Origin of the sequence: Microbacterium sp. LB12 (genome assembly GCF_037150835.1) — a bacterium.
Lineage (GTDB): Bacteria > Actinomycetota > Actinomycetes > Actinomycetales > Microbacteriaceae > Microbacterium.
Genome location: NZ_JBBCPF010000020.1, coordinates 1 through 12797, shown reverse-complemented (window position 1 = coordinate 12797; position 12797 = coordinate 1). Strand labels below are relative to the sequence as shown.

Sequence of the window (12797 nt, the reverse complement as noted above, 5' to 3'; positions counted from 1 at the left end):
ACGCATGATCTGCCGATGTTGATCGAGATCAGTGATCGGATCGCGATCATGTTGCAGGGGCAGATCGTGGAGGAGGGGACCGCGGCGGAGATCTACCGGTCTCCGCAGCATGAGTACACGAAGCGGTTGTTGTCGAGTTTCCCGTCGTTGAAGGGTGAGCGGGGAGATTTCGTGCGTACCGGTGCGAGCCAGGAGGGTGTGCGATGAGCGCGAACACGAGCAGCTCCGAGTCCACGACGGTGGGGGTGGCGAAACTGGAGGCGCGGAACCTGGTGAAGGATTTCCATCTGCGGTCCGGGTTCCGCACGACGACTCTTCATGCGGTGAAGGATGTGTCGTTCACGATCGAGGCGGGGAAGACGGTCGCGTTGGTGGGGGAGTCGGGGTCGGGGAAGTCGACGATCGCGCGGATGTTGATGAAGTTGGAGACCCCGACCAGTGGGGAGATCCTGTTGGATGGGCAGGAGTCGGGTTCGCGGGGGCGGGCGTTGGAGCGGTATCGCGCGGATGTGCAGATGGTGTTCCAGGATCCGTTCGCGTCGTTGAACCCGTTCCACACGATCGTGCATCATCTGGAGCGTCCGATCCGGTTGCATCACCCGAAACTGTCGAGCGCGCAGGTGCGGGCGCGGGCCGTGGAACTCCTCGAACGGGTGCGGTTGTCGCCGGGGGAGTCGTTCGCGGAGCGTCGTCCGCATGAGCTCTCGGGTGGGCAGCGGCAGCGTGTCGCGATCGCACGGGCGTTGGCGCCGGGGGCGCGGTTCATCGTCGCGGACGAGCCCGTGAGCATGTTGGACGTGTCGATCCGGTTGGGGGTGTTGAACCTGCTCGCGGACCTGCAACGCGAGGAGAACCTCGGCGTCCTCTACATCACGCATGACCTGGCCACGGCACGGCATTTCTCCGATGAGATCATGGTGCTCTACAAGGGAGATGTCGTCGAACGCGGACCCGCGGACGACGTCATCCTCAACCCGCAACACGACTACACCAAGACCCTCCTCGGCGCCGCACCCGAGCCCGACAACCTCGGCCGCCTCCGCGACGAAGTCCGCACCGAACTCGGCATCGCCTGAAACCTCGGAAGAGAGCTCCCATGTCACAGATCGACCCCGGTACCTCGGCCTGGCTGCGCACCAGGAACGACCGTGAGGCGTTCCGGTTGATCCTCGAGCACGGTCCGCTCACCCGGACACGGCTCGGCGAGCTCTCCGGCATGTCGAAGCCGACCGCCACCCAGATGATCGCTCGACTCGAGCGTGCGGAGCTGGTGCTGCCCGTCGGCGAGGTCGCCGGAAGTCGGGGACCGAGCGCGGTCAGCTGGGGCGTGCGGACCGATCGGGTCGCCGGTGTGGCGGTGAACATGCTCGATGCGAGCATCCAGGCCGTGCTGGTCGATGCATCGGGTGCCGAGTATCCGCTCGTCGACCTCCCCGTGCGCGGGGAGGAGCGCTCGCCCGAACGGGACATCGCCCGCGCCATCGACGCCGCGTGTGCAGCGGCCGGGACCGACCGCGACACGATCGCTGCGGTGACCGTCGCGGTGCAGGCTGCCGTGAGCCGCGGCCAGGACACGCTGTCGCTCACCGACTCGCTGCCCGGCTGGCCGGCGTTCGGAGCGCGGGCGCGCATCGAAGCCGAGCTCGACATCGCCGTCACCCTGGAGAACGACGTCAACCTCGCCACGATGGCCGAGCGCGCGGTCGGCGTCGCGCAGGAGGTCGACAGCTTCGCCTTCCTCTGGGTGGGCATCGGACTCGGTGTCGGCGTCGACCTCGGCGGCACGATCCACCGCGGCGCGCATGGCAGCGCTGGGGAGATCGGCTACCTGACCGTTTCCGCGGGCACGGGTGAGCCCGGCGCCGTCACCACCGATCTGCTCGGCGAGGACGTGGTCCTCGGCCTGCTCGCCGACCGGGACGGCGGCATCCTGTCGCTCGGCGAAGACGATGCGGCCTTGCGCACGGTCGCCGACCGCATCGCCCTCACGATCGAACCCGTCCTAGTCGTGCTCGACCCGGCGATGATCGTGCTCGGCGGCCCCACGGGACTGGCCGGCGGGTCGCGTCTCGCAGAACTCGTCGCGGAGCGGGCATCCGGCGAGGAACGCCCGATACCCGAAGTGCGGATGAGTGGCACCGGTGCGAGCGCGGTGCTGGTCGGAGCGCGCCGGCTGCTCGTGGAGCAGATCCGCACCCTTCTCGAAGAACGCATCCCCACAGACTGACGCCCGACGACGGGCGTAGACACACGGAAACAAGGAGACCAGATGAAACTGGCCATCGTCGGCGGTGGATCGACGTATACCCCGGAGCTGATCGACGGATTCATCCGCCTGCAGCGCGAACTCCCGATCGAGGAGCTCGTGCTGGTCGACACGGACCCGACGCGACTCGAGCTCGTCGGCGCGGTGTCGCGTCGCATGCTGGCTCGAGGCGGGCATCCGGCGCGACTGGTCACCACCGACGACCTCGCGGCGGGCGTCAGCGATGCGGACGCCGTGCTCATCCAGCTGCGGGTGGGTGGTCAGGACGCGCGCGAGCAGGACGAGAGCTGGCCGCACGACGTGGACTGCATCGGGCAGGAGACGACGGGACCCGGCGGGCTCGCCAAGGCGCTGCGCACGGTCCCGGTCGTGCTGCGCATCGCCGATGTCGTGCGTCGGCATGCCAAGCCCGATGCCTGGATCGTCGACTTCACCAACCCGGTCGGAATCGTGACGCGTGCGCTGCTGCAGGCCGGGCACCGCGCGGTCGGCTTGTGCAACGTCGCCATCGGCTTCCAGCGCCGCTTCGCCGAGGAGGCTGGGGTCGAGGCGGATCGCGTGGCGCTGGCGCACGTGGGACTCAACCATCTGACGTGGGAGCGCGGCGTCTTCATCGACGGCGTCGACCGGCTCCCGCAGGCACTCGAGGACAACCTCGGCGAGCTGGCCGACACGGTCGAGCTCGCACCGGCGCTGCTCGCGCAGCTCGGTGTGATCCCCTCGTACTACCTGCGGTACTACTACGCCCATGACGAGGTGTTGCACGAGCAGCGGCACAACGCCACGCGCGCGGCGGAGGTGCGCGCGATCGAGAACGAACTCCTCGGCCTGTATGCCGATCCGCGCATCGATACCAAGCCGGCGATCCTGGAGAAGCGCGGCGGGGCGTTCTACTCGGAGGCGGCGATCGAGCTGCTGATCGCGATCCGCGGAGGCACGGACGTGCCTCGCGTGGTCAACCTGCGCAACGACGGCGTATTGCCGTTCCTCCCGGACGATCACGTGATCGAGGTGCCGGCGCGTCACATCGACGGGCGGTTCGTCGCCGAGCCGGTCGCGGCGCTGCCCGACGACATCAGCGGTCTGATCAGTGCCGTCGCCGGCTACGAGCGTCTCGCGCTGGACGCGGCGATCGGCGGCGGACGGGACCGCGTGCTGCGAGCCATGCGCGCGCATCCGCTGGTGCTGCAGCACGAGCGGGCCGAGAAGCTGACCGACCTGCTGCTCGCGGCCAACGCCCGCTTCCTGGAGTGGGCATGAGCGGCCACAGCCGACCTGACCTGGTGCTCGCGGTCGACGGGGGCGGCTCCAAGACGGATGTGGTGCTGCTCGACACCGCGGGGGAGGTGCTCGCCTGGGAGCGGGGTCTGGGGTCCAGCCCGCAGATCGACGGGTTGGAGGAGTCGGTCCGCGTGATCGACGAGCTCGTCCGGCGTGCCCTCGGGGGACACGACTCGCGCGAGCTCGCCGCGGTCGGACTGTACCTCTCCGGGCTCGACTTGGCGGAGGAGATCTCTGTGTTCCAGGCCGCGATCGCACCGCTGCCGTGGGCCGCGGGCGCCGTCGTCGAGAACGACCTGCACGCGCTGCTGCGGGCGGGTACCGACGCGGAGGACGCGATCGCCGTGATCTGCGGCACCGGCATGAACGCGATCGGCATCCGTGCCGACGGCGCAGAGGTGCGCTTCCCTGCGCTCGGACCCCTTTCCGGCGACTGGGGCGGCGGCGCCGAGCTGGGCGACGCAGTGCTGTGGCACGCCGCCCGCGCCGAAGACGGTCGCGGCCCCGAGACCGCGTTGGTCGGCCTGCTCCTCGACGCGGTCGGCGCTCCGACCGTCGCCTCCCTCATCGAAGACGTGCATCTCGGTCGGCGCTCCGGGCAGACCGTCTCGGCTCTCGCCCCGGTGCTGTTCGCGGCCGCGGCCGCGGGCGATGACGTGGCGCGCAGCGTCGTGCAGCGTCAGGCCGACGAGGTCGTGGCCTTCGTGCGTGCCTGCGTCTCCCGACTCGATCTGCGTGAGGCCGAGGTGCCCGTGCTGTTCGGCGGAGGAGTCGCTCGAAGCCGTGATCCGTTTCTGCTCGATGCGATCCGGGCCGGACTGGACCAACACGCTCCCGCGGCGCGCCTGCAGATCGTCGATGCACCACCCGTGCTCGGGGCCGCCCTGCTCGTGCTGGGAGCGGCGGGAGCGGACGTGGCAGCACTCGACCGTGCACGCGAGGAGTTGAGCTCCGAACTGCGTCTCGCCCGCACCGCGCAGGCCGTGGGCTGAGCCGCGATACCGAAGCGCCCGTACCGACGACGAGGGGCGCCGCGACCGAAGTCGCGGCGCCCCTCGTTCGTGCGAGCGATCAGTCGATCGTCACCGCAGCGCGGATCAGCGCGGCCTGCTCGGCCGCGTGGACCTTCGACGAACCGGTCGCGGGCGACGCCGAGGCCGGCCGGGATACCGGGCGGAACGAACGGTCACCGGGCACGTCGGCGAACGCGAGGGCGAGGAACGGCCAGGCGCCCTGGTTCTCCGGCTCCTCCTGCACCCACACCAGCTCGGCGTTGGGGTAGGAATCGGTGATGGCCTTGAGCTCCGTGATCGGCGTCGGGTACAGCTGCTCCAGACGGACCAGCGCGACCTCCGGGTTCGGGTTCTTCTCGAGCTCGGCCCGCAGATCCCAGTGCACCTTGCCCGCGTGCACGAGCACGCGCTTGACGGCGGTGCGGTCGAGGCCGCGGTCGTCGTCGATCACCGGCTCGAAGCGGCCCTGCGTGAATGCCTCGACCGGGCTGGTCGCGCCGCGCAGTCGCAGCATCGCCTTCGGGGTGAAGACGATGAGCGGCTTGCGCGGACGGGCGTAGGCCTGGCGACGTAGCAGGTGGAAGTACGACGCGGGGGTCGACGGACGGGCCACGATCATGTTGTCCTGCGCGCACAGCTGCAGGAAGCGCTCGATGCGTGCGGACGAGTGGTCCGGCCCCTGGCCCTCGTAGCCATGGGGGAGCAGCAGGGTCACGCTGGACTGCTGGCCCCACTTCTGCTCGGCGGCCGAGATGTACTCGTCGATGACGGACTGCGCGCCGTTGACGAAGTCGCCGAACTGGGCCTCCCACAGCACGAGCGCCTCGGGCGCCTCGACGGAGTAGCCGTATTCGAACCCGAGTGCCGCGTACTCGCTCAGCAGCGAGTCGTAGACGAAGAAGCGTCCCTGCGCGTCGGACAGGTTCGACAGCGGCAGCCACTCCTGGCCGTTCGCGCGGTCGTGCAGGGTGGCGTGACGCTGCACGAACGTGCCGCGACGCGCATCCTGACCGGCGAGACGCACCGGGGTGCCCTCGACGAGGAGGGAGCCGAAGGCGAGGAGCTCGCCGAAGCCCCAGTCGATGCCGCCGTTGCGGCTCATGTCGAGACGCTTGTCGAGCAGCTGCTGGATCTTCGGGTGCACCGTGAAGCCCTCGGGCTTGTTCACGAACGCGTCGCCGATCAGCTGGATGACCTCGCTCGGCACGCCCGTGACGTCCGGGGCGCCGACCTGGTCGTCGACGGCCGGGAGCTCCGGTGCGATCGGCAGGGCGCCGGTCTCGGCGGCGTGCGTCTCGGCGAACGCGATCTCCAGACGGTTCTGGAAGTCAGCCTTCGCCTCGTCGTACTCCTGCTCGGTGATGTCACCGCGACCGACGAGCGATTCCGTGTACAGGCGACGCACGGAGCGCTTCGCCTGGATCAGGTCGGTCATGAGGGGCTGCGTCATCGAGGGGTCGTCGCCCTCGTTGTGACCGCGGCGGCGGTAGCAGACCAGGTCGATCACGACATCGCGGTGGAAGCGCTCGCGGTACTCGAACGCGAGCTGCGCCACGTGGATGACGGCCTCGGGGTCGTCGCCGTTCACGTGGAACACGGGTGCCTGGATGGTCTTGGCGACATCGGTCGAGTAGATCGACGTGCGACCGTCGTTCGGGGTGGTCGTGAAGCCGACCTGGTTGTTCACGACCACGTGGATCGTGCCGCCGGTGCGGTAGCCGCGCAGCTGCGACATCTGCAGCGTCTCGACGACGACGCCCTGACCGGCGAAGGCCGCGTCGCCGTGCACGAGGATCGGCAGCCAGGCGAACGTGCCGATGGGCTTGCGGTCCTGCTTGGCGCGGACGATGCCCTCCAGCACGCCGTCGACGGTCTCGAGGTGCGAGGGGTTCGCAGCAAGGTAGACGGGCAGCTCGGACTGGTCGTCGGCGACGAAGGTGCCCTCGGTGCCGAGGTGGTACTTCACGTCTCCCGAGCCGCGCTGGTTGCCCGGCGTCTGCGTGCCCTCGAACTCGCGGAACACCTGGCCGTAGGTCTTGCCTGCGATGTTGGTGAGCACGTTCAGGCGGCCGCGGTGGGCCATGCCGATCGCGGCGCCTTCGAGGCCGGCGGTGGCCGCGCCCTGAAGGATCTCGTCGAGCAGCGGGATCAGCGACTCGCCGCCCTCGAGCGAGAAGCGCTTCTGGCCGACGAACTTGGTCTGCAGGAAGGTCTCGAAGGCCTCGGCCTCGTTGAGCTTGCGAAGGACGCGCAGCTGCTCGTCGTGGCCGGGCTTCTGGTACTTGACCTCGACCTTCTCCTGGAACCAGCGGCGCTGCTCGGGGTCCTGGATATGCATGTACTCGATGCCGAGCGTGCGGCAGTAGGAGTCGCGGAGCACACCGAGGATGTCGCGGAGCTTCGCGATGCGCCGACCGCCGAAACCGCCGGTGACGAACTCGCGGTCGAGGTCCCAGAACGTCAGGCCGTGGCTCTCGATCTCGAGGTCGGGGTGCGAGCGCTGCACGTACTCGAGCGGGTCGATGTCGGCCATGAGGTGGCCGCGCACGCGGAACGAGTTGATGAGCTCCTGCACGCGGGACTGCTTGTCGACGCGCTCGGCGAGGTCGACGGCGATGTCGGGGTTCCAGCGGATCGGCGCGTAGGGGATACGCAGCGCGGCGAAGATGTCGTCGTAGAAGCCGCGCTGACCGATGAGCAGCTCGTGCACCTTCTTGAGGAACTCGCCGGAGCCCGCACCCTGGATGACGCGGTGATCGTAGGTGCTGGTGAGCGTGATCGTCTTGCCGATCGCCAGCTCGTTGAGAGTCTTCTCGCTCGCGCCCTGGAACTCGGCCGGGTACTCGAGGGCGCCGGCGCCGATGATGCAGCCCTGGCCCTTCATGAGACGCGGCACCGAGTGCACGGTGCCGATGCCGCCGGGGTTGGTGAGCGAGACGGTGGTGCCCTGGAAGTCGCCGGCCGTCAGCTTGTTGCCGCGGGCACGGGTGACCAGGTCCTCGTAGGCGCTGAGGTACTCCGTGAACGAGAGCGTGTCGGCGCGCTTGATGCTCGGCACCATGAGCGCGCGCGTGCCGTCGGGCTTGGGCAGGTCGATCGCGATGCCGAGGTTGACGTGCGCGGGAGCGACGACGGAGGGCTTGCCGTCGATCTCCGCGTAGAAGACGTTCTGACTGCGGAACTCGTCGAGCGTGCGGATGAGGGCCCAGCCGATGAGGTGGGTGAAGCTGATCTTGCCGCCGCGGGTGCGTGCCATGTGGTTGTTGATGACGATGCGGTTGTCGATCATCAGCTTGGCCGGGACGGTGCGCACGCTGGTCGCGGTCGGGACGGTGAGCGACTCGTCCATGTTCGCCGCGAGGGTCTTGGGAAGGCCGCGCAGCGGGGTGATCTTGTCCTCTTCGACGGCGTCCGCGACCTCGGTCGGTTCCGCCTTCGGCGCGGGCTTCGGTGCCTGCGCGGGGATCGGAGCGGTCGCGGCCGGCTTGGCCGTCGTGCGCGCCACGGGCTGTGCGCCGATCACGGGGATCGGTGCCGTGACGGGATGCGCGGGTTGCGGCGCGGGTGCGGAAGCGGAGGGAGCAGCGGTTCCCGCGATGTCGGAGTGGTACTTCTCGAGGATCGGCCACCACTCCTTGTCGACGGAGTCGCGGTTCACCTTGAACTGCTCGTAGAGCTCTTCAACGAGCCAGGAATTGGCTCCGAACCCCCCGTCGCCGTTGACGCCGGTCACCTGGTTCGACACGCTCGATCGCCCTCTTTCATCGCTGAAGCTCTCAGGTGCGGACGTCGTCGCAGGATGCGTTCGGGTCCGCACACTCTCGACCAACAAGCCTAACCTGTTTCGCTCCGGGAATCGTCGAAGCGGAGCGCCCAGGTCGTCGCGATCTGAGTACCGTGGAGACATGGAGTTCTCTGGAGCGCAGCCGACCGTCGATCTGACCTACTCGGACGTCTTCCTGGTGCCGCGCCGTTCCGCGGTGACCAGCCGTCTTCAGGTCGATCTCACCCCGCAGGACGGCACTCCGGCCACCCTGCCGCTGGTCGCGGCGAACATGAATTCGGTGACGGGTCCGCGCATCGCGGCGGTGCTCGCCCGGCGTGGCGCACTGGGTGTGCTGCCGCAGGATCTGCCACTGCAGGAGTTGGACGCCGCGATCCGCGACGTGAAGTCGCAGCCCGTGCTCTGGGACACGCCCCTCGTGCTCCCTCCGGAGGCCTCGGTCGCCGATGCCCTGCGCATGCTTCCGCCGACGATCGGACACGGGATCGTCGTGGCTCGCGGCTCGGCGCCGTTCGATGTCCAGCGCATCCTCGGCATCCTCCCGGCGGCCCGGCTCGCGACGGCGCTGCCGGACGCGCAGCTGGGCGACCTCGTGCACCGGGGATCGCCGTCGATCGATGCCGACGACATCGGCTCCGAGCGGCACGCGTTCGACGTCATCACCGATGCCGACGTCGAGATGGTGACGGTCGTGCACCACGGTCACCTCGTCGGCACGCTCAGCGCGCGCAGCGCACTCCGGTCGACCCTGTATCGGCCCGCCGTCGACGCGGAGGGGCGTCTGGCCGTCGCGGCGGCGATCGGGATCAACGGCGATGTCGCGGCCAAGGCGCGCGCTCTCGCCGGTGCCGGCGTGGACGTCCTGGTCGTCGACACCGCGCACGGGCACCAGGAGGGCATGCTGCGGGCGCTCCGCGAGGTCGCCTCCCTCGACCTCGGCCTCCCGATCGTGGCGGGTAACATCGTCACGGCCGACGGCGTCCACGACCTGGTCGACGCGGGTGCCTCGATCCTCAAGGTCGGTGTCGGACCCGGCGCGATGTGCACGACCCGCATGATGACCGCGGTCGGCCGCCCCCAGTTCTCCGCCGTGCTCGAGACCGCGCAGGCCGCGCGCGAGGCCGGCGCCCACGTGTGGGCAGACGGCGGAGTCCGCTACCCGCGTGACGTCGCTCTCGCGCTCGCGGCCGGTGCGGCATCCGTCATGGTGGGATCCTGGTTCGCCGGCACGATCGAGGCACCGGGAGAGCTGCAGCGCGATGCCGAGGGGCGCCTGTTCAAGGAGTCGTGGGGCATGGCGTCGACCAAGGCGGTGCAGGCGCGGTTCGGGCGGCTCGACGCGTACGAGCGTGCACGCAAGGAGCTGTTCGCCGAGGGGATCTCCTCCTCGAAGATCTACCTCGATCCGCTGCGCCCCGGTGTCGAGGACCTGCTCGACATGATCACGTCCGGCGTGCGCTCATCCTTCACCTACGCGGGCGCGGCGTCTGTGCCGGAGTTCCACGCCAGGGCGCTCGTCGGGCTGCAGTCGGCCGCGGGATACGAAGAGGGGAAGGCCCTGCCGGTCAGCTGGTGAGCCGAAGCGCGCACCCAGTCGTCTTCTGTACAATCGTCCGCATAATGGACGACCCTCCCAGTTGTAGAACATCGCCCCACTGTCCGCCTCTCTCACAGGAGAGGAACCGCTGATGGACTACATCATGTTGGGCGTGGGGCTCCTGCTCACGGTCGGCACCGGCCTCTTCGTCGCGAGCGAATTCGCGCTGGTGAACCTCGATCGTGCTGATCTCGAGGCGCGGCAGGCACGCGGTGAATCGCGGCTCTCGCTCACGATCAGCGCCCTCAGGCACACGTCGACGCACCTGTCCTCGGCGCAGCTCGGCATCACGCTGACGACGCTGCTCACCGGATACACGATGGAGCCGGCGCTGTCGAACCTCCTTCGGCCGACGCTGCACGCGTGGAGCATCCCCGAGGCGGCGATCGCGCCCATCGCGACGATCGTGGCGATGTTCGTGGCGACCGTGCTGTCGATGATCCTGGGTGAGCTCGTCCCCAAGAACTTCGCGCTCGCGCTGCCCTTGGCGACCGCGAAGCTCGTGATCCCGTTCCAGATCGCCTTCACGACGGTGTTCAAGCCCGCCGTGGTGGTCCTCAACGGGAGCGCCAACGGCGTGCTGCGCAGCATGGGGATCGAGCCGAAGGAGGAGCTCTCCGGTGCCCGCAGCGCGGAGGAGCTCTCGTCGCTGGTGCGCCGCTCCGCCAGCGCCGGACTCCTGGAGGCCGACACGGCCACGCTGCTCGATCGCACGCTGACGTTCTCCCGGCTCACCGCGGACGACGTGATGACGGCCCGGCCGAGCATGCACGCGATCGCGGCGGGCGACTCCGCGGACGACGTGATCCAACTCGCGCGTCGCACCGGGCATAGCCGCTTCCCGGTCTACGACGACGACCTCGACGACATCACGGGCGTCGTGCACCTGAAAGCGGCGATCTCGGTGCCGCGCGATCGTCGCGCCGACGTTCCCGTCGGCGCTCTCGCCACCGAGCCGCTCCGCGTGCCGGAGACCGTGCACGTCGATGCGCTGATCGCCGAACTCCGCGCACGCGGCTACCAGCTCGCGATCGTCGTCGACGAATACGGCGGGACCGCGGGCCTGGTGACACTCGAGGACCTCGTGGAGGAGCTGGTCGGCGAGGTCGCCGACGAGCACGACCGCACCAGGGCCGGCGTCATCCGCAACCGGGAGGGCATCACGTTCCCCGGCGAGCTGCGCCCCGACGAACTGCTCAGCCGTGCCGGCGTCGAGGTGCCGGAGGGCGATGTGTACGACACGGTCGGCGGCTACGTCATGAGCGTGCTCGAGCGCGTCCCCTCGGTCGGGGACGAGGTGCCGCTCGACAGCGGCACGCTGCAGGTGGTGCGGATGGACGGACGGCGCGTGGATCGCGTCCGCTACGTTCCGAGTCCGCTCGACGGGGGAGAGGAGGCCACCCGATGAGCGATTGGGGAGGACTCGCCTGGCTCGTCGTGCTCCTGCTCGCGAATGCCTTCTTCGTCGGCGCCGAGTTCGCCGTCATCTCCGCACGGCGGTCGCAGATCGAGCCTCGTGCCGATCAGGGATCCCGCTCGGCCAAGACGGCGCTCTACGCGATGGAGCATGCGACGCTCATGCTCGCGACCTCGCAGCTCGGCATCACCATCTGCTCGCTGCTCATCCTGAACGTGTCGGAGCCGGCGATCCACCACCTGCTGTCGGTGCCGCTGCATGCGCTCGGCTGGCCCGATGGGGTCGTGGATGCGGTCTCGTTCACCATCGCGCTGCTGGTGGTGTCGTTCCTGCACGTGGTGTTCGGCGAGATGGTGCCGAAGAACCTCGCGTTCTCGGTGCCGGACCGCGCCGTGCTGATCCTGGCCCCGCCGCTGGTGTGGGTGTCGAAGGTCTTCATGCCGGTGATCTGGGTGCTCAACGCGGCGGCGAACGGCGTGCTGCGCCTGTTCCGCGTGGAGCCGAAGAACGAGGCGGCGTCGACGTTCACGCTCGACGAGGTGGCCACGATCGTCAGTCAGTCGCGGCGTGAGGGCGTGCTCACCGACACCGCGGGGACGGTCGCCGCTGCGGTGGAGTTCACCGACAAGAAGGCCCGTGACGTCGCCGTGCCGCTGAGCGACCTGGTGACGCTGCCGCAGTCGACCACGCCCGACGACATCGAGAAGGCGGTCGCGCGGTACGGGTTCTCCCGCTACGTGATCGTCGATGACGCGGAGGTGCCGATCGGATACGTGCACCTGAAGGACATCCTCCGTGCCTCCGAAGGGCCGGACGCCGAGACCAAGATGATCGAGCCGATCCCGGCCAAACGCATCCACCACATGGTGCCGGTGCAGGAGGACACGGACCTGGAGGATGCGCTCGCGGTCATGCGCAGGGCGGGTCGCCACCTGGCGAAGGTACGCGACGCGCAGGGGGAGACCACCGCGGTGCTGTTTCTGGAGGACATCCTCGAGGAACTCGTCGGCGAGGTGCAGGACGCGACGCGTCGCTTCCGCGGACGCTGACCCGAGGTCCGACACGCACGAAGGCCGCCGCACCCGAACGGTGCGGCGGTCTTCGTCGTTGCGCGTTCGGCCTGCGTGTGGCCTCTCTCGTTCGTGTCGGGGGCGGGCGTGTTGAAGGACGCCGCTCTGACGCTCGAGGGGCGCGTCGATGTCGACGGTGTTCTGGTGGTGGTGGTGTCGGTCAGCAGCCGGGGGCGGTGGGGTGTTCGGTGCAGGTGTGGTCGACGAGTGCGGTGCGTGCTTGGTAGATGTGGATCTGTTGTGGGGTCCGGTGATGGTGAGTTGTCCGGTGAGGGGGAACCAGCCGTTGCCGATGTCGACCTCGGCGGTGTAGTGGATGCTGGTGTGGGCCGTGTAGGTGCCGCGGTCGCGGTAGGCGTGGCTGGTCGG

9 protein-coding genes are annotated in these 12797 nt (G+C 69.1%); 8 read left to right on the top strand and 1 reads right to left on the bottom strand.

What is annotated here, in order from left to right; translation table 11 throughout:
- The 5 genes from WFM69_RS19005 to WFM69_RS18985 form a co-directional block, all read left to right on the top strand.
- The coding region (locus WFM69_RS19005; RefSeq protein WP_442928476.1) for an ABC transporter ATP-binding protein at nt 1–207 on the top strand (207 nt) is incomplete at its 5' end.
- On the top strand, nt 204–1076 hold the full coding sequence (locus tag WFM69_RS19000; RefSeq protein WP_337007369.1) for an ABC transporter ATP-binding protein: 873 nt from the start codon (nt 204–206) through the stop codon (nt 1074–1076). The genes WFM69_RS19005 and WFM69_RS19000, both read left to right, overlap by 4 nt.
- Nucleotides 1077–1096: 20 nt before the next feature.
- Nucleotides 1097–2227 carry an ROK family transcriptional regulator gene (locus tag WFM69_RS18995; RefSeq protein WP_337007367.1) on the top strand — a complete coding sequence of 377 codons (1131 nt, stop codon included), beginning with the start codon at nt 1097–1099 and terminating at the stop codon, nt 2225–2227.
- Nucleotides 2228–2269: 42 nt separating this feature from the next.
- Nucleotides 2270–3526, top strand: coding sequence for a family 4 glycosyl hydrolase (locus WFM69_RS18990; RefSeq protein WP_337007365.1), 1257 nt, complete (start codon nt 2270–2272; stop codon nt 3524–3526).
- Nucleotides 3523–4539: an N-acetylglucosamine kinase gene (locus WFM69_RS18985; protein WP_337007363.1), complete on the top strand. Its 1017-nt coding sequence runs from the start codon at nt 3523–3525 to the stop codon at nt 4537–4539. Before WFM69_RS18990 ends, WFM69_RS18985 begins: the two co-directional genes overlap by 4 nt.
- Nucleotides 4540–4618: 79 nt before the next feature.
- Here the strand turns inward: WFM69_RS18985 and WFM69_RS18980 are convergent, their stop codons facing one another.
- A complete protein-coding gene (locus WFM69_RS18980; protein ID WP_337007361.1) occupies nt 4619–8305 on the bottom strand; it encodes a multifunctional oxoglutarate decarboxylase/oxoglutarate dehydrogenase thiamine pyrophosphate-binding subunit/dihydrolipoyllysine-residue succinyltransferase subunit in 3687 nt (1228 codons plus the stop codon).
- Nucleotides 8306–8465: 160 nt separating this feature from the next.
- Here WFM69_RS18980 and WFM69_RS18975 point away from each other — a divergent pair, with 160 nt between their 5' ends.
- From WFM69_RS18975 to WFM69_RS18965, 3 genes are all read left to right on the top strand, one after another.
- On the top strand, nt 8466–9920 hold the full coding sequence (locus WFM69_RS18975) for a GuaB1 family IMP dehydrogenase-related protein (protein ID WP_337007359.1): 1455 nt from the start codon (nt 8466–8468) through the stop codon (nt 9918–9920).
- A gap of 112 nt (nt 9921–10032) precedes the next feature.
- On the top strand, nt 10033–11349 hold the full coding sequence (locus WFM69_RS18970) for a hemolysin family protein (protein WP_337007357.1): 1317 nt from the start codon (nt 10033–10035) through the stop codon (nt 11347–11349).
- Nucleotides 11346–12407, top strand: coding sequence for a hemolysin family protein (locus WFM69_RS18965; RefSeq protein WP_337007355.1), 1062 nt, complete (start codon nt 11346–11348; stop codon nt 12405–12407). The genes WFM69_RS18970 and WFM69_RS18965 overlap by 4 nt, the downstream gene beginning before the upstream one ends.
- Nucleotides 12408–12797 lie beyond the last annotated feature (390 nt).

Bases quoted from the DNA above. Each gene is read 5' to 3' on its own strand.
- WFM69_RS19000 (WP_337007369.1), top strand. From the start codon at position 204: ATGAGCGCGAACACGAGCAGCTCCGAGTCCACGACGGTGGGGGTGGCG.
- WFM69_RS18995 (WP_337007367.1), top strand. From the start codon at position 1,097: ATGTCACAGATCGACCCCGGTACCTCGGCCTGGCTGCGCACCAGGAAC.
- WFM69_RS18990 (WP_337007365.1), top strand. From the start codon at position 2,270: ATGAAACTGGCCATCGTCGGCGGTGGATCGACGTATACCCCGGAGCTG.
- WFM69_RS18985 (WP_337007363.1), top strand. From the start codon at position 3,523: ATGAGCGGCCACAGCCGACCTGACCTGGTGCTCGCGGTCGACGGGGGC.
- WFM69_RS18975 (WP_337007359.1), top strand. From the start codon at position 8,466: ATGGAGTTCTCTGGAGCGCAGCCGACCGTCGATCTGACCTACTCGGAC.
- WFM69_RS18970 (WP_337007357.1), top strand. From the start codon at position 10,033: ATGGACTACATCATGTTGGGCGTGGGGCTCCTGCTCACGGTCGGCACC.
- WFM69_RS18965 (WP_337007355.1), top strand. From the start codon at position 11,346: ATGAGCGATTGGGGAGGACTCGCCTGGCTCGTCGTGCTCCTGCTCGCG.